The sequence below is a fragment of the Natronomonas sp. CBA1123 genome (assembly GCF_009741925.1).
Taxonomy (GTDB): domain Archaea; phylum Halobacteriota; class Halobacteria; order Halobacteriales; family Haloarculaceae; genus Natronomonas.
The window spans coordinates 1-15,528 of the sequence record NZ_WPCC01000007.1 but is presented as its reverse complement, the minus strand read 5'-3'; the positions used below and the strand labels follow the sequence as shown (position 1 = coordinate 15,528).

The 15,528-nt window shown below is 67.2% G+C and carries 14 protein-coding genes and 1 pseudogene; 10 read left to right on the top strand and 5 right to left on the bottom strand.

Annotated elements, in window-relative coordinates; genetic code table 11:
- Positions 1 to 7: 7 nt before the first annotated feature.
- Together aroC and GJ631_RS05170 are read right to left on the bottom strand one after the other, a co-directional pair.
- Positions 8 to 1,195 (bottom strand): chorismate synthase, encoded by a 1,188-nt coding sequence (gene aroC, locus GJ631_RS05175; protein ID WP_156708121.1) that lies wholly within the window; start codon positions 1,193 to 1,195, stop codon positions 8 to 10.
- 87 nt (positions 1,196 to 1,282) lie between these two features.
- Complete coding sequence (locus GJ631_RS05170) at positions 1,283 to 1,717, bottom strand: hypothetical protein (RefSeq protein ID WP_156708120.1); 435 nt, start codon at positions 1,715 to 1,717, stop codon at positions 1,283 to 1,285.
- Between the two features lie 125 nt (positions 1,718 to 1,842).
- Between GJ631_RS05170 and GJ631_RS05165 the strand changes: the two are divergent.
- The 3 genes and pseudogenes from GJ631_RS05165 (at position 1,843) to GJ631_RS05155 (ending at position 5,565) form a co-directional block, all read left to right on the top strand.
- Positions 1,843 to 2,878: pseudogene (locus GJ631_RS05165) on the top strand (guanosine monophosphate reductase).
- Positions 2,879 to 3,004: 126 nt separating this feature from the next.
- A complete protein-coding gene (locus GJ631_RS05160; protein WP_156708119.1) occupies positions 3,005 to 4,195 on the top strand; it encodes a thiolase domain-containing protein in 1,191 nt (396 codons plus the stop codon).
- On the top strand, positions 4,192 to 5,565 hold the full coding sequence (locus tag GJ631_RS05155; RefSeq protein WP_156708118.1) for a zinc ribbon domain-containing protein: 1,374 nt from the start codon (positions 4,192 to 4,194) through the stop codon (positions 5,563 to 5,565). Before GJ631_RS05160 ends, GJ631_RS05155 begins: the two co-directional genes overlap by 4 nt.
- Position 5,566: 1 nt before the next feature.
- On the opposite strand, the gene GJ631_RS05150 is transcribed toward GJ631_RS05155, so the two are convergent.
- Positions 5,567 to 6,118: a hypothetical protein gene (locus GJ631_RS05150; protein WP_156708117.1), complete on the bottom strand. Its 552-nt coding sequence runs from the start codon at positions 6,116 to 6,118 to the stop codon at positions 5,567 to 5,569.
- Between the two features lie 102 nt (positions 6,119 to 6,220).
- On the opposite strand from GJ631_RS05150, the gene GJ631_RS05145 reads away from it, so the two are divergent.
- The 7 genes from GJ631_RS05145 (at position 6,221) to GJ631_RS05115 (ending at position 13,559) form a co-directional block, all read left to right on the top strand.
- Positions 6,221 to 6,697, top strand: coding sequence for a YbaK/EbsC family protein (locus tag GJ631_RS05145; protein WP_156708116.1), 477 nt, complete (start codon positions 6,221 to 6,223; stop codon positions 6,695 to 6,697).
- A 96-nt stretch (positions 6,698 to 6,793) separates the two neighbouring features.
- Positions 6,794 to 7,798 (top strand): metal ABC transporter solute-binding protein, Zn/Mn family, encoded by a 1,005-nt coding sequence (locus GJ631_RS05140; protein WP_156708115.1) that lies wholly within the window; start codon positions 6,794 to 6,796, stop codon positions 7,796 to 7,798.
- A complete protein-coding gene (locus tag GJ631_RS05135; RefSeq protein ID WP_156708114.1) occupies positions 7,795 to 8,535 on the top strand; it encodes a metal ABC transporter ATP-binding protein in 741 nt (246 codons plus the stop codon). The genes GJ631_RS05140 and GJ631_RS05135 overlap by 4 nt, the downstream gene beginning before the upstream one ends.
- Entirely contained in the window at positions 8,535 to 9,572 is a 1,038-nt protein-coding gene (locus GJ631_RS05130) for a metal ABC transporter permease (RefSeq protein ID WP_156708113.1), read from the top strand. Before GJ631_RS05135 ends, GJ631_RS05130 begins: the two co-directional genes overlap by 1 nt.
- A 59-nt stretch (positions 9,573 to 9,631) precedes the next feature.
- Positions 9,632 to 11,725 (top strand): acetate--CoA ligase family protein, encoded by a 2,094-nt coding sequence (locus GJ631_RS05125; protein WP_156708112.1) that lies wholly within the window; start codon positions 9,632 to 9,634, stop codon positions 11,723 to 11,725.
- The gene (locus tag GJ631_RS05120; RefSeq protein ID WP_156708111.1) at positions 11,722 to 12,780 is read left to right on the top strand and encodes a phosphotransacetylase family protein; all 1,059 of its coding nucleotides are present in this window, start codon (positions 11,722 to 11,724) and stop codon (positions 12,778 to 12,780) included. The genes GJ631_RS05125 and GJ631_RS05120 overlap by 4 nt, the downstream gene beginning before the upstream one ends.
- Before the next feature lie 62 nt (positions 12,781 to 12,842).
- Positions 12,843 to 13,559, top strand: a complete 717-nt coding sequence (locus tag GJ631_RS05115; RefSeq protein WP_156708110.1) for a bifunctional 2-polyprenyl-6-hydroxyphenol methylase/3-demethylubiquinol 3-O-methyltransferase UbiG — start codon at positions 12,843 to 12,845, stop codon at positions 13,557 to 13,559.
- An 89-nt stretch (positions 13,560 to 13,648) separates the two neighbouring features.
- Here GJ631_RS05115 and bioD read toward each other — a convergent pair whose 3' ends face one another.
- Both bioD and GJ631_RS05105 read right to left on the bottom strand, forming a co-directional pair.
- A complete protein-coding gene (gene bioD / locus GJ631_RS05110; RefSeq protein WP_370518562.1) occupies positions 13,649 to 14,314 on the bottom strand; it encodes a dethiobiotin synthase in 666 nt (221 codons plus the stop codon).
- Positions 14,311 to 15,510, bottom strand: a complete 1,200-nt coding sequence (locus GJ631_RS05105) for an 8-amino-7-oxononanoate synthase (protein WP_156708209.1) — start codon at positions 15,508 to 15,510, stop codon at positions 14,311 to 14,313. Before GJ631_RS05105 ends, bioD begins: the two co-directional genes overlap by 4 nt.
- Positions 15,511 to 15,528 lie beyond the last annotated feature (18 nt).

Genomic DNA, 15,528 nt, shown 5'->3' with positions numbered 1-15,528 from the left:
AGCGCAGTTACTCGTTGCGCGGACTGGAAGGGTGGTAGTCGGTGTCGTACTCGCCGGCGCGGCCGTCGAGTCGGTCGGGGTTGATGCGGCCGCCCAACAACATGAAGTCGAGTACCGTCAGATACAGCATCGCCTCGACGACGGGGACGCCACGCGGCGGGAGGACGGGGTCGTGGCGGCCGATGACCTGTGCGTCGTCGACGATTTCCTCGGTTTCCCAGTCGGCGGTCTGTTGCTCCTTGGGAATCGAGGTCGGCGCGTGGAGCGTCACCTCGCCGTAGATGGGGAGGCCGGTCGTGATACCGCCCTGCAGACCGCCGTGGTCGTTCTCGACGGGGATTGGGTCGCCCTCTTCGGCGACGACATCGTCGCGGCCGCCCTCGTAGAAGGTCCACTCGTCGTTTCTGTCCTTGCCGGTGTAGGTCCGGGCCTCCCGACCGAGGCCGAACTCGAAGCCCGTCGTCGCCGGAACGGACATCATGGCCTGCCCGAGACGGGCCTCGAAGGCGTCGAACCGGGGGGCACCGAGGCCGCGTGGGACGCCGCGGATTTCGAACTCGATTGAGCCGCCGATGGAGTCGCCCTCCTGTTGGTACTCGTCGATGCACTCTCTCATCTGCTCAGCCGTCTCGGGGTGGCCACACCGAACCTCGTTGTCTTCGCTGTGTTCGACCATCTCGTCGAAGGTGATGTCGGGTGCCTCGATGTCGCCGATTTGGTTGACGTGGGCTTTGATTCGCACGTCGTACTCGGACTGTTCGAGTACCTGCTTTGCGACGGCGCCGGCGGCGACCCAGTTGACGGTTTCGCGCGCCGACGACCGGCCGCCACCGCCCCAGTTGCGCGTGCCGAACTTCGCCGAGTAGGTGAAGTCGCCGTGGGAGGGCCGCGGTGCGGTGATGAAGGGTTCGTACTTGCCAGAGCGGGCGTCCTTGTTCTGGATGACCATGCCGATGGGGGTACCGGTGGTGTAGCCGTCCTGGGTACCCGAGTTGATGGTCACCTCGTCTGGTTCCCCGCGTGAGGTGGTAATTTTCGACTGCCCGGGTTTTCTGCGGTCAAGTTCGTACTGGATTGCCTCCTCGTCCAATTCGACGCCGGCGGGACAGCCGGAGACGGTGACGCCCATCGCGTCGCCGTGGCTCTCGCCGAACGTGGTCACCTGGAAGAGCCGACCGAAGCGGTTGCCGTTCATTGTCGGACTCTGGGACCGCCGGGGGTTTAGGTTTTGCAATCGCGCAACGCACGCTGTGTTCGGCAGGTGGCTGTCCCCCGACCGCCGTCACATCCCGTCGTCTCGGACCGTCATGATGACGCCGCTGGCGAGCATCAGCGCGGCGATGGCGACCATTCCGGGGTCGGGGCCCATCATCCCGACGGAGTTCATTCCACTTCCCATTCCGCCGTCCATTCCGCCGCTCATTCCATCGTTCATCATCCCAACACCGCTGCCGAACTGCAGCCTGAGTTGATTCAACAGCATCAACGCGGCGTAGCCGAGCATGAGCGGGCCGCTCGCGTCCCCGAGGCTGTCGGCCGCGGGCGTGAGCAAAATGACACCGTGGACGAAGACGACAACACCCAATCCGAGCATGAACCACGCTCCGAGCGTCATTTCCATCCCGGTGACTGCGACGTAACTGGAGTACAGCCCGGAGACGAGGGCAATCGTCGCACCGTACAGCCGCATCGTCGACACGTCGTCGGGGTCGTCCATTGCCGAAGGTGACAACCCGACGGAACAAAACCGTTCGGCGGTGGTGCGGCCACAGCCCACGGTCGTACGCTGCCGAAACCGCTGGGCTTATACGGCCGTATCGGATACGCTTGGAAGGTTTGCGTATGCCCTACGAAACGGGACTCTCGTATGACGACGTGTTGCTCGTGCCACAGCGGTCACCGGTCGACAGCCGCTCGGAGGTCGACCTCTCGACGGAGTTGGCCGATGGCATCGAACTGCAGGTGCCGATAACGACGGCGGCGATGGACACCGTCACCGAAGCCGAGATGGCCCACGCGGTCGCCGAATTCGGTGGGATGGGCGTCGTCCATCGGTTCCTCCCAATCCACGAACAGGCCGCGATGGTTCGGTCGGTGGCCGACGACGGCCACTCCGTCGCCGCCGCGGTCGGTATCGCCGAAGCCCACCTCGAACGGGCGCGGGCGCTTGTCGAGGCGGGCGTCTCGATGCTCGTCGTCGATGTCGCCCACGGCCACATGGAACGAACACTGGAGGCGACGGCCGACCTCGCCGAGGCGTTCCCGGAGACGCCACTGTGTGCTGGCAACGTCGTCACTCCTGAGGCGGTTGCCGACCTCGCGGCGGCGGGCGCCGACTGCGTGAAGGTCGGTGTCGGGCCCGGGTCACACTGCACCACCCGCGAAGTGACGGGCTTCGGGATGCCGCAGTTCACGGCCGTCGAGCGCTGTGCGGCCGCGGCCGACGAGGCCGGCATCACGACCATCGCCGACGGGGGGTATCCGGACCTCCGGCGACGCCGTCAAGGCGCTGTTGGCGGGCGCCGACGCCGTGATGATGGGTGGGTTCTTCGCCGGGTGTGCGGAGGCGCCGGGCGAAACCGTCGAAATCAACGGCAAGAAACACAAGCGTTCCCGTGGCATGTCGACGGCGGCGGCCGCCGAGGACCGCGACGACAAGGAGGGCGATGTCGACGCCGACGAGGGCGTCGAGGCCGTCACCGAGTACGTCGGTCCCGTCGCGCCGCATCTCGAGGAGTTCGTCGCCGGCATCCGGTCGGGGTTCTCGTATGCCGGCGCTCACGACCTCTCGACCGCCCAGAAGAACGCCGAATTCATGGAGGTCAACGCGACGACGAAGGGGAGAAACGGCGCCCACGGGTTCGCGCGCAAGAAGTGAACTGTCGGAGCTGACCACCAACCACACCGCAAGGCACACTCCAGACGGTCATCCGACACCGACCTCATCGTACAACCGATATTCAGTTGTCGTCGGGTTTATGACTGGCCCAACCCAGCCACCGGTATGCGCGATGCCTACGTCGTCGGGGCGGGCCAATCGAAGTACGGTTCCTTTCCTGACGAGAGTTACCGGTCGCTGTTCCGGACGGCTGTCGAGAACACGGTCGACTCCGTCGACCACGGAATCGACACCGCCGAGATAGACGAGGCCTACGTCGGCACCCTCGGCGTCGGGGGACGCCAACTCGGCCTGCCCGGGCCCGCAGTAACCGAACACGTCGGACTCCACGGCGTGCCCGTCACCCGCGTCGAGAACGCCTGTGCGGCCTCGGGATACGCGGTCAGACAGGCCGTGATGGCGGTTCGGTCGGGGATGGCCGACGTGGCCCTCGCGGGGGGCGTCGAAGTGATGACAGACCTCTCCGGCGACGCCGTTCGCTACTGGCTAGGCGTCTCAGGAGAGACGGAGTGGGAGCGGATGTCGGGGACGACGTTCGCCGGCGTCTACGCCCAGATGGCCTCGGCTCACATGCGCGAACACGGCACGACGAAGGAACAGCTCTCCCACGTCGCCGTCAAAAATCACGCAAACGGTTCGAAGAACCCGAAGGCCCACCTCGGGTTCAGTTGCACGCTCGAAGACGCGGTGAACGCCCCGGATGTCGCCGAACCGCTGAACCTGTATCACTGCTGTCCGACGACTGACGGCGCCGCGACGGCGCTCGTCGTCAGCGAGGATGTCGTCGACGAGTACACCGACGACCCGGTCCGCGTGGCGGGCGTCGGCGCCGCCTCCGACCGCGTCGGGCTCTTCCAGCGCGACACCTACAACTCGGTGCCAGCCTCGAAGAAGGCCGCCGAATCCGCCTACGAGGAAGCCGGCGTCGGTCCCGACGACCTCGATTTCGCCGAGGTACACGACTGCTTCGCCATCGCGGAGCTCATGGCCTACGAGGACTTGGGCTTCTGTGAGCGCGGTGAGGCCGGCCCCTACGTCGAGTCGGGGGCGACTCGAATCGACGGCGAACTCCCCGTTAACACCTCCGGTGGCCTGAAGTCGAAGGGTCACCCCATCGGCGCGACGGGTGCCGGACAGGTCGTGGAGGTGTTCGACCAGTTGACCGGCCGGGCCGGCGAGCGACAACTCGACGACCCGGCCGTTGGGTTGGCCCACAACGTCGGCGGCTCCGGTGGCGCGGCGGTGGTTCACGTCTTCGAGCGTGAAGACCGAGCGTCCGAGGAGGTGGACGCATGAGCCGCGGTATCCTGGCCGTCGGCGCCTACACTCCCGAGAACCGGGTGCCAGCCGAGGCCTTCGAGGAGGCGTGGGGACGATTCGATGCGCCGGGCGTCGAGACGAAAGCCGTCCCCGACGCCGACGAGGACGCGCTGACGATGGGCGTCCAGGCCGCACGGCGGGCACTATCGGCCAGTGAAGTTGCGGGCGAGGCCGTCGACCGACTCGCCGTCGCGACGACGACCCCGCCGCTGGAAGAGGAGGACCTCACCGCACGCGTGGGGTCGTACCTGAACGTCCCGGCCGATTCGGTCCGGCGGACCTACGCAGGCAGCACACGCGCGGGCATCGACGCCTTACTGGAGGCCATCGACGGGGACGGCACCGCGCTCGTCGTCGTCGCTGACTGCCCGGAAGGCGAACCGGACGACAGCCGCGAGCACGCCGCCGGGGCGGGCGCGGCAGCGTTCCTCGTCGGCGAAGACGCCCCGGCAGTCGTCACGGGACGGGCGACCCACGCCGACGTGCGCCCGGGAACGAGATTCCGACAGCACGGCAGCGAGAACGTCGAGGGACTCGACATCGGCACCTACGACCGGGCCGCGTTCACCGAACCAATCGAGGCGGCCGTCGACGCCCTCGAAGATGCTGACGCCGAAGCCATCGCGCTGCAGGCACCCAACGGGAAACTCCCCTACCGAACGAACCTCGACGCCGAAGCCATCGCGGCGGTGGAGACGGTTTCCTCCCTGGGCGACACCGCCGCCGCGAGCGTCCCGCTGTCGCTGGCCGAATCCTTCCGGTCGGGCCACGAGCGGACCCTCGGCGTCGCGTGGGGGTCCGGCGCTGGTGCGACCGTGTTCGTCGTCGAGGGAACCGCGCCGGTCGAGGCGTCGCTGGACGGCGACCGGGAACTCGATTACCCGGCGTATCTCCGTCGGCGTGGCGACATCGTCGGCGAGAAACCCGACGGCGGCGCGGCACACGTTCCGGTGCCGACGTGGCGCCGGAGCCTCCCGCAGCGACACCGCCACGAGGCGGGTGTGTGTCCGGAGTGTGGCGCAGTCGCGTTCCCGCCCGACGGCGCCTGCCCCGATTGCCTGTCGCTCGTCGAGTTCGAGCCTGTCGAACCGGAACTGGAGGGCGTCGTCGACGCCGCGACGACTATCGGACAGGGCGGTGCGCCGCCGGAGTTCGCCGAACAGCAGGCCCGACAGGGCGCTTTCGGCGTCGCTATCGTACGGTTCGATGCCGAAGGGGGCGAAGTGTCGCTGCCGATGCAGGTTGCCGGCGGTGCATCCGTCGATGACCGTGTCCGCGCGGTTCCCCGGCGCGTCTACGTCGAAGAGGGCGTGCCACGCTACGGTCTGAAAGCCATCACGCTGTAATTCAGGCGTCCTCTGATGGTGTCTGGGTCGGCGTGCCGGTGATTTCCGGCGTCTCGGTCTCGGGACTGGCGCTTACCGACTGACTGGCGCTCGAGGACCCCGTTCTGATTCCCGATTGGTCGACCCGCACCGACGACGGTTCGCCGTTCTCGAAGGTGAACGTCGCGACGTACTCGATTTCGACGATACACTGCGCCGACACGCCGTCGTCGTCGCCCTCGGCGCTCTCGATTTTTACGTACAGTTCGTCGGCCTCGGAGTCGTACTCACTCGTGACGAGTTCGGCCGTGTAGGAGGGGTCTCGACCGTCGAGGACGCCCTCGACGGTGACGACGCCGTCCTCTTTTGTCACCTCGTGGCTACCGTAATCGTCGCCACACTCGACGCGTTCGACCTCGAAGGACTGGTCGACGAGTCGGGGGCCGGTCGGCGTATCGGTCGGGTCGTCGCTTTCGTCGTCTTCGGGGGCCGTTCCGGGGCTGCCACCGAGACAGCCGGCGATACCGGTCGTGGTCGCGGCCGCGGCGGCCGCGAGGAGGGAGCGTCGTTTCACGGTGTCGGCTACTGGGGAGGATACAAAAACCGTGCCGAAGGTTCAAACGACTGTTTGACTCTCATCGGGAGATTCTTGCACGCCGGCCGACACCCCCCCGCTATGCACCCGAGTGCAGCGGAGTTTCGGACCCGTGCTGCGGACCGTCACGGCTTCGAAGTCGACGTACACGAGTTCCCCGAGGGAACGAAGACGGCGGCCGACGCCGCCGCAGCCATCGACTGTGACGTTGCCCAAATCGCCAGCGGAATCGTCCTCTCGGCCGACGGCGATCTCGTCGTGGTCGTCACGAGTGGCGCAAACCGCGTGAGCGAGGCGAAGGTCGCCGACCTCGTCGGCGTCGATGCCGAGAGCGTGTCGATGGGTGACGCCGACGATATCAAATCGACGTTGGGCTGGTCTATCGGCGGTGTACCGCCGTTCTGCCACGATTCGGATGTGCCAGTCTTCATGGACGAGACGCTCCTGGAGTTCGAGGAGGTGTGGGCTGCCGCCGGAACGCCACAGGCAGTGTTCCCCATCGACCCCGAGACGCTCCGGGACCTCGCGAGCGCGACGGTCGCCGACGTCGCGGAGTGAGGTGGTTAACAAGTCATCGCGGTATTGGCCCGTATCTTATTAACTGAGGTCTAATAGATAATAACATTTTTAACTGGAGATGGGTAACTGATGGGTATGAACCCGACGCGACGACAGGTACTCGGCGGAACGGCGGCGGTTGTCGGCGGGAGCCTCGCTGGCTGTCTCGGTGACCCCGGCGCCGCTGGCGGCGATAGCGAGGGGGAGGGAGTGTTCACCTCGTTTTTCACGTTGGCCGACTTCACCCGTCACGTCGTCGGCGACGTGGCCGAGGTGCAGAACCCCATTCCGCCCGGAGAGATGGGCCACCAGTACGAAGTCGGCTCCCAGGCACAGGTCGACGCCGCTCGGTCGGCCGCGTTCGTCTACCTCGACATCCCGGGATTCCAGAACTGGGCCCTCGACAGCGCGGAGAACCTCCGGTCGAATCACGAGGGAGTCACGGTCACCGATGCACTCGCGAACGTGGAGCTTCGAGAAATCGGGAGCGGCCACGAACACGGCGATGACAACCACGAAGAGGACCACACCGAGGAACACGAAGAAGATACACACGACGGCGGCGACTTCGACCCCCACTACTGGACCGACCCGGTCCGGTCGGCCACGAGCGTCCGGACCATCGGCGAGGCGCTAGCTGAGGCCGACCCCGACAACGCCGAGACCTACCGCTCGAACACCGACGCCTACGTCGAGGAACTCGAAACCCTCGACGAGACCTTCGAGTCGGAACTCTCCGAGCGCTCCATCGACACCGTCGTCGTCGCGGGCCACGACTCCTATCAGTATCTCGCTGCGCGCTACGGCTTCGAAGTCCACTCGCCGGTCGGCGTCTCCCCGAACGCCGAACCCGGGTCGGCGGAAATCAGCGAAACCATCGACATCGTCGACGACAACGGTATCGATGTCGTCCTCTACGACACGTTCTCCTCGCCACGTCTCGCCGAGACCATCGTCAACGAATCGAACGCCGAGGAAGCGGTCGCCATCTCCTCGGCGGAAGGGACGAAACAGCAGTGGCTCGACGACGGCTGGGGGTACGTCGAACAGATGAAAGAGCTAAACCTGCCGGCATTCAAAGCCGCACTGAAAGCCGAATGACCGACGCCGTCCGCATCGAGAACGTCTCGTTCAGTTACGGGGAGGCCCCCGCACTTCGAGACGTGTCGCTGACCATCGCGGAAGGCGAATTCCTCGGACTCATCGGCCCGAACGGTTCGGGGAAGACGACGCTGTTGAGCGTCATGTTGGGACTCGTCGAACCCGACGAGGGCTCAGTCGAGTTGTTCGGCGAGCCTATCGAGTCCTTCGAGGACGGCCACCGAATCGGCTACGTCTCCCAGAAGTCGACCGAGAAGGGAACGGCGATGCCCGTCACCGTCGAGGAAGTCGTCGAGATGGGTCGTTATCCCCACGTCGGCTCCGGCCGCCTACGGGAGGAAGACCACCAGGCCGTCGAGGCCGCTATGGCCCGGGTGGACATCACCGACCTCGCCGACCGAAAGCTCAACACCCTCTCCGGCGGCCAGCGCCAGCGGGCGTTCATCGCCCGCGCGCTCGCCAGCGACGCCGACCTGCTCGCACTCGACGAGCCGACCGTCGGTGTCGACGCCGAGTCCCGGGACCGTTTCTACGGCCTGCTCGACGAACTCAACAGCGAGGGCATCACCATCGTCCTCATCGAACACGACATCGGCGTCGTCACCGACCGCGCGAGTCGCATCGCCTGTCTCAACACGGAACTGTACCACCACGGCGACCCCGAGTCCTTCCACGAGAGCGACGCCTTAGAGCGCGCCTACGGCTCGACCGGACAGGTCGTCGGCCACCACCACTGATGGCGGTCGAACGCGCTGCCCGACGTGGCCTCGTCCGAGTCGGCGTGGGTGTGACGGCGCTGTTGGCCGTCGTCTCCGGACTCTACCTGCTGGCGACGTTCGCCGAAGCCTACGGCCCCGGAACTATCGGCGGCCTCGGTGCGACGCTGGCGACGACGCTCGTCGACACCGGCCACCTCCTCGGCCTCCTCGTCGGGACCGACCTGCTTCGGTTCCGGTTCGTCTGGAACTCGCTTGCGACCGGCGTCCTCATCGGCATCGTCGCGCCGCTGGTCGGTACCTACCTCGTCCACCGGGAGATGGCGCTCATCGGCGAGACGCTGGCTCACACGGCCTTCGCCGGGGTCGCCTTCGGTCTGTTCTTCGCCGCCTCGACCGGCTGGTCGACGCCCATCCTGCTCCCGGCGCTCATCGCGGGCATTCTCGGTGCCTTCGCCGTCCAGTGGCTCACCGAGCACACCGACACCTACGGCGACGTGCCCATCGCCATCATGCTCACGGGGTCGTTCGCCGTCGGCACCATCATTATCTCCATCGGTGGCGGGTTCTCGGGGCTCAACATCGAGAGCTTCCTGTTCGGCAACGTCGGCTTCGTCACGCCGAGCGGTGCGTGGCTGATGGGCGCGCTGTCGGCAGTCGTCGTCGCCGTCATCGCGGCCCGACACAAGCAACTGCTGTTCATCACCTTCGACGAACAGGCCGCCCGCGTCGCCCAACTCGACGTTGGCCTCCACAACACGCTGCTGGTCGTCCTCACGTCGTTCGTCGTCGTCGGGGCGATGCAGGTGCTCGGCATCATCCTCGTCGCGGCGCTTCTGGTCGTCCCGGTCGCGGCGGCCACCCAAATCGCCGCCGACTTCCGCGAATCGATGTACCTCGGCGTGCTGTTCGGCGAACTCTCGGTGTTGGTCGGCCTCTCGGTCGCCTTCCCGCTGAACGCCCCGCCGGGCGGCACCATCGTCGTCGTCGCCATCGGAATCTACGCGCTGTCTGTCGCCGCTTCCACCGGCGAGTTCCGAGCGGTTTCGACGCACTGACAGCGAACCGCCCACCACGAGGTACAGCTATTTACGCCGCCGCCGAGAACCGACAGCCGATGAGCGAACTCTCGGGACTGTTCGCCCCGGAGCGGGTCGCCGTCGTCGGAGCGACCGACCGCAAGGGGTCGGTCGGGCGAGCCGTGATGGAGAACCTCCTCGCGGATTTCGAAGGGTCGGTCGTCCCGGTCAACCCGACCGACGACCGGCTGTTCGACCGCCCCTGTTACGACGACGTATCCGAGACCAGCGCCGACCTCGCCGTCGTCGTGGTGCCGGCCGCGACGGCCCTCGAGGTCATCGAGTCGGCAGGCGAAGCAGGTATCGAAAACGTCGTCGTGATTACCGCCGGGTTCGGCGAATCCGGCGGCGACGGAACCGCCCGCGAGGAGGCGCTCGTCGACCTCGCGAACCACTACGAGTTGAACCTCGTCGGGCCGAACTCCTTGGGCATCATCTCGACACCGTCGGGACTGAACGCCACGTTCGGTCCGCGGAACGCCGACCCCGGTTCCATCTCGTTTATGAGCCAATCCGGCGCGTTCGTCACGGCCGTCCTCGATTGGGCCGCCGACCGCGACATCGGCTTCAACGACATCGTCTCCCTCGGTAACAAGGCCGTCCTCGACGAGACGGACTTCATCGAGGCGTGGGGGGCGGATTCGGGGACCGACGTGGTGTTGGGGTACCTCGAAAGCATCGAGGACGGCGAAGCGTTCGTCAGAACCGCACGCGAGGTGACCGCCGAGACGCCCGTCGTCGTCGTGAAGTCGGGCCGAACGGAGGCCGGCGCCCACGCCGCGGCCTCACACACCGGCGCAATCGCCGGCAGCGAAGCCGCCTACGAAGCCGGATTGGACGGGGCAGGTGTCCTCCGCGTGGAGTCAGCCGAGGAGTTGTTCGACTTCGGCGCGATGTTGGCCGGCCAACCCATCCCGAACGCTGATGGTGTCGCCGTCGTGACCAACGCCGGCGGGCCGGGCGTGATGGCGACCGACGCCATCGGCGACGCAGCCCTCGACCTCGCCTCGCTCGGCGGGGAGACCCGTGCAGCGCTGGCCGACGTCCTCCCCCAGTCGGCCAGCGGGCAGAATCCGGTGGATATCATCGGTGACGCGCCGGTCGAACGCTTCGAGCGAGCCCTGGAGGTCGTCCTCGATGACCCCGCCGTCGGTGCGGCAGTCGTCATCGCCTGTCCGACCGCGACGCTGTCCTTCGAGTCGCTGGCCGAGCGGCTGACCGCACTCGGCGAGACGCGAGCGCAACCGGTCGCCGTCTGTCTGATGGGTGGTTCCTCGACCGAGACGGCGGCGGAGACGCTCGCGGCGGCTGGCATGCCGACCTACTTCGACCCCGCTCGGGCCGTCCGAAGCCTCGAGGCGCTGTACGACTATCGGGAGATTCGACGGCGCGAGTACGAGGAGCCGACGACGTTCGACGTCGACCGCGACCGCGCTCGCGAGATTCTGGGGCGCGTCGAAGGCGCACGGGACAACCGACTCGGCATCGAGGCGATGGGACTGCTCGACGCCTACGGGATTCCGACCCCCGAAAGCGATATCGTCGACTCCCCGGGAGACGCCCGACGAGTCGCCGAAGGAATCGACGGCGACGTGGTGATGAAAATCGTCTCGCCGGACATCCTCCACAAGACCGACGTCGGCGGGGTGGAAGTCGGCGTCGCGGACGCCGACGTGGCGGACATCTACGAGACCCTCCTTACGCGCGCCCGCAACTACCAACCCGACGCCCGCATCCTCGGCGTGCAGGTCCAGGAGATGGTCGACCTCGACGACGGGGTCGAGACCATCCTCGGGTTGAACCGCGACCCGCAGTTCGGCCCGCTCGTGCTGTTCGGTCTCGGCGGCGTCTTCGTCGAGGTGTTCGAGGACACCACGCTCCGGGTCGCCCCGGTCTCCGAACCCGAGGCGGCGAGCATGATAGACGACATCGACGCGGCACCGCTGTTGCGGGGCGCACGCGGCCGGACGCCGGTCGACGAATACGCCGTCGTCGAGACCATCCAGCGACTCTCCCAACTCGTCACCGACTTCCCCGCCATCGTCGAACTGGACATCAATCCGCTGGTGGCGACGCCCGACGGCGTCGTCGCCATCGACATCAGACTCACCGTCGACCCAGAAAGATTATGACCCTACTCGTCACCTCGACCGAAGAGAGCACAGGCAAGACCGCCGTCGCACTGGCGTTGGCCAAAGCCGCCCAGGAGCGCGGCGAGCGCGTCGGCTACATGAAACCCAAAGGGACGCGACTGCAGTCGTCGGTCGGCAAGACCCTCGACGAGGACCCGCTCTTGGCTCGCGAGGTGTTGGACATCGACAGCCAGACCCACGAGATGGAGCCGGTCGTCTACTCCTCGACGTTCATTCAGGAGGCGATTCGCGGCCGCGAAGACCCCGAGGCCCTCCGGGAGCGAATCACCGAGGAGTTCGAGGCGCTGGCCGAAGACAGCGACCGGATGATACTCGAGGGGGGCGGGTCGCTGACGACCGGCGGTATCGTCGGATTGACCGACCGCGACATCGCCGAGTTGCTCGACGCGACGGTCGTACTGGTCGTTCCCTACGCCCAGCCGAGCGACATCGACGAGGTGTTGGCCGCCGCCGAGTACCTCGGTGACCGCCTCGGTGGGGTGCTGTTCAACGCGGTTTCCGACGCGGCGTTCGACGGCCTCGCGAGCGACGTGGTCCCCTTCCTCGAAGGGCGAGGCGTCCGGGTGTTCGGAACCGTCCCGCGTGACCGCGACCTCGCGGGCGTCACGGTCGCGGAACTGGCCAGCGAACTCGGCGCCGACGTGCTGACCAGCGAGGCGCCGACCGACGGGCTCCTCGAGCGGTTCGTCGTCGGTGCGATGACCGCCGGCGAGGCGCTCGGACAGCTCCGCCGGGTCCGCGACGCCGCGCTCATCACCGGCGGCGACCGGACCGACGTAGTGACAGCAGCCCTGGAGGCATCCGGTATCGAGTGTCTGCTGTTGACCGGTGGGTTCAGGCCGCCCGAGGCCGTCCTCGGCCGTGCCGAAGCCGCCGACGTGCCGGTGTTGCTCGTGGGTGCCGACACCAAGACGACGCTCGACCGCGCCGAGAAGGTCATTCGCTCGGGACGGACCCGCGATACACACACCGTCGAGCGGATGGGTGAACTCCTACGCGACTACGCGGACATCGACGCGATGCTCGAAGCGTAAGGCATGCGGTTCGTCACCCTGTCACAATAACACACAATACGCCCGAGTCGGTGCATCACCGTATGGAGGAGACGGATGCTTTCGGTCGGATGGTCCTTGGCTTCTACCGTGACGACTACGACGGCAGCGGCCGCTACCGGAGCCACACCGGCGCGACCCGCGACGGCCACCCCGAGTGGTACTTCGGCGACTCCTTTCCGCCGGAGAGCGAAGCGGCTCTGAAGCGCGTTCGCGAGACCGGTGGCATCGTCGTCGACGCCGGCTGTGGCGCCGGTTCGCACGCGCTCGCCCTCCAGCAGGAGGGAACCGACGTGGTGGCAACGGACGTGAGTAGGGGCGCACTCCGGGTCGCCCGTGACCGTGGCGTCGAACGAGTCACCCGCGCCGACCTCCGGTCGCTGCCGGTCGTCGCCGACTGCGTCTTTCTCGCCGGGACGCAGTTCGGCGTCGGCGGGACCGTCGCGGCGCTTCAGGAGACGCTGTCGGCGCTCGAAGACGCCACGACAGAAAGTGGTCGCGTCGTCGGTGATTTCAAAGACCCCTTCGCCGTCGCCGACGACCACGTCGCCGGGCGGGAGGAACTACTCGATTTCGACCGCGAAGCCGGGGTCGCGCGCCGACGGATGCGAACCGAATATCGAGACCTCGTGGGGCCGTGGCTGGATTTGCTCTGTCTCACGCCCGCGGCCGCTCGAGACGCCATCGGCGCGACGGCGTGGTCGGTCACCGACGTTATCGACGGCGACGGCGCGCGTTACTTCGTCGTCTGTGACCGCTGATGGCCCATTCGACGGCCGACCACAGAGTTAAGCCGATTGCTACGGTATAACACAGTGGAGCCGAACGGCTCCGTAGTGTCACACGGGGGTCACTCCCCCATCAGTCTGTGTGCGGGCAGGTGGTCCGCGAGGCCCCTGATTTCCTCCGGCGTCGTGTCCTCGAGTTCCGGAAGCGTCCAGACCGGACAGTCACACATTCCTTCGAGTTCTTCGGGGTTCGACCGTTCTGCGACGGTCGCACCTTCGTATCGGTTGAGCGCGACGCCGGCGACGGGTACGTCCCGCCGCCGCAGTGCCTCGACGGTCAGCGCCGTATGATTGAGCGTCCCGAGTCCCGACCGCGCGACGACCAACGCCGGCACGTCGAGGTCGGCGACGAGGTCGAGAATCTCCCGCGGTGGGTCGTTCGACAGCGGCACTCGGAGTCCGCCTGCACCCTCGACGATGGCCGCGTCACTATCGGCGAGTGCCTCGCGGGTTTCGGCCAGGAGTGCGTCGTAGGTGATGGGGTCGTCCGCTCGGCGGGCGGCGACGGCAGGTGCCAGCGGTTCCCCGTAGGTTCGGAGTCGCACCGCGGCGTCGTCGTCCCCACAGACCCGCTGGACGAACGCGGCGTCGTCGTCCTCGGGAAAACCGGTTTGAGCGGGTTTGATGGCACGCGCGTCGGTGCTCGACTCCCGTAGCGCCGAGACGACCGCAGCCGTCACGACGGTCTTACCGATGCCAGTGTCCGTCCCGACGACGGCGAGGGTCACAGGAGACCGACCTCATTACCCGCAGCCTCGAAGGCGGCGAGACAGCGGTCGATATCGGCGTCCGTGTGGGTCGACTGCGGCGCGAGCCGAATCCGACTTGACCCGGCGGGAACCGTCGGCGGGCGAATCGCCGGCGCGACGATGCCCGCTTCCCCCAGACGTTCATCGAGCGCGACGGCGGTGTCACGGTCGCCGACGACCACCGGCAGGATGTGGGTGTCGCCCCACACGTCGTAGCCGAGTTCCACCAATCCCGAACGAAGCCGTTCGACGTTCGACCACAGCGCGTTGCGCCGCTCGGGGGCCAGTTCCAGTGCCCGTTCGGCGGCCGCTGCCGCCGGCGGGGCCAGCCCCGTCGAGAAGACGAACGACCGCGCGGTGTTGAGCAGGTGTTCGACGAGCGGTTCGTCGCCGGCGACGAATCCACCCTGTGCGCCCAGCGCCTTCGAGAGCGTCCCCAGTTGCACGTCGATGCGCTCTTCGAGGCCACGCTCGCCGACGATGCCACCGTCGTAGACGCCCGTGGCGTGGGCCTCGTCGACCATCACCCACGCGCCATAGGTGTCGGCGGCGTCACAGATGGCTTCCAGCGGCGCTACGTCGCCGTCCATCGAGAACACCGAGTCGGTGACGACGAGCCACGACTCCGAAGGGCCGGCCTCCGTTCGGGCGTCCATGGCCTCGGCCAGCGCCTCGGCATCGCAGTGGTCGTACACCACCACGTCGGCACCCGAGAGTCGCGCCCCATCGACGATGCTGGCGTGGTTGAGTTCGTCCGAGAAGATAACGTCGGGGTCTAAGGCGGTGAGCGTCCCGACGTTCGCGGCGTAGCCCGAGGAGAACGCCAGCGCCCGCTCGGTTCCCTTCTCGTCCGCGAGCCGGCGTTCCAGCGAACGATGAGCGGGGGTGTCACCGACGACGAGTCGGGAGGCTCCGGCGCCGGTGCCGACCTCGTGGGCTGTTTCGGCCGCTGCCGCAGCGACCCGTTCGTCGCCCGCAAGTCCGAGGTAGTTGTTAGCGGCGAAGACGAGTCGCTGTTCGCCGAAGACCGGCGGGTCGCCACCGGGGTCTGCGGGCGACCGGGGTTCGAGGCGGCGACCGACTCGACGGGCGTGGAGGTCTCGCCGGAGGCCCGACCGCTCACGGTCGCGGAGTCGCGCTTCGAGGTCGAAACCGTGAGAGTGCTGGAGGCTCATGCCGTTCAAAAGCCCGGC

Excerpts from the sequence above, each read along its gene's own strand:
- GJ631_RS05130 (WP_156708113.1), top strand. The coding sequence starts at position 8,535 with ATGGCGGTCGAACGCGCTGCCCGACGTGGCCTCGTCCGAGTCGGCGTG.
- GJ631_RS05160 (WP_156708119.1), top strand. The coding sequence starts at position 3,005 with ATGCGCGATGCCTACGTCGTCGGGGCGGGCCAATCGAAGTACGGTTCC.
- GJ631_RS05170 (WP_156708120.1), bottom strand. The coding sequence starts at position 1,717 with ATGGACGACCCCGACGACGTGTCGACGATGCGGCTGTACGGTGCGACG.
- GJ631_RS05145 (WP_156708116.1), top strand. The coding sequence starts at position 6,221 with ATGCACCCGAGTGCAGCGGAGTTTCGGACCCGTGCTGCGGACCGTCAC.
- GJ631_RS05155 (WP_156708118.1), top strand. The coding sequence starts at position 4,192 with ATGAGCCGCGGTATCCTGGCCGTCGGCGCCTACACTCCCGAGAACCGG.
- GJ631_RS05115 (WP_156708110.1), top strand. The coding sequence starts at position 12,843 with ATGGAGGAGACGGATGCTTTCGGTCGGATGGTCCTTGGCTTCTACCGT.
- GJ631_RS05105 (WP_156708209.1), bottom strand. The coding sequence starts at position 15,510 with ATGAGCCTCCAGCACTCTCACGGTTTCGACCTCGAAGCGCGACTCCGC.
- GJ631_RS05125 (WP_156708112.1), top strand. The coding sequence starts at position 9,632 with ATGAGCGAACTCTCGGGACTGTTCGCCCCGGAGCGGGTCGCCGTCGTC.
- GJ631_RS05135 (WP_156708114.1), top strand. The coding sequence starts at position 7,795 with ATGACCGACGCCGTCCGCATCGAGAACGTCTCGTTCAGTTACGGGGAG.
- aroC (WP_156708121.1), bottom strand. The coding sequence starts at position 1,195 with ATGAACGGCAACCGCTTCGGTCGGCTCTTCCAGGTGACCACGTTCGGC.
- GJ631_RS05140 (WP_156708115.1), top strand. The coding sequence starts at position 6,794 with ATGAACCCGACGCGACGACAGGTACTCGGCGGAACGGCGGCGGTTGTC.
- GJ631_RS05120 (WP_156708111.1), top strand. The coding sequence starts at position 11,722 with ATGACCCTACTCGTCACCTCGACCGAAGAGAGCACAGGCAAGACCGCC.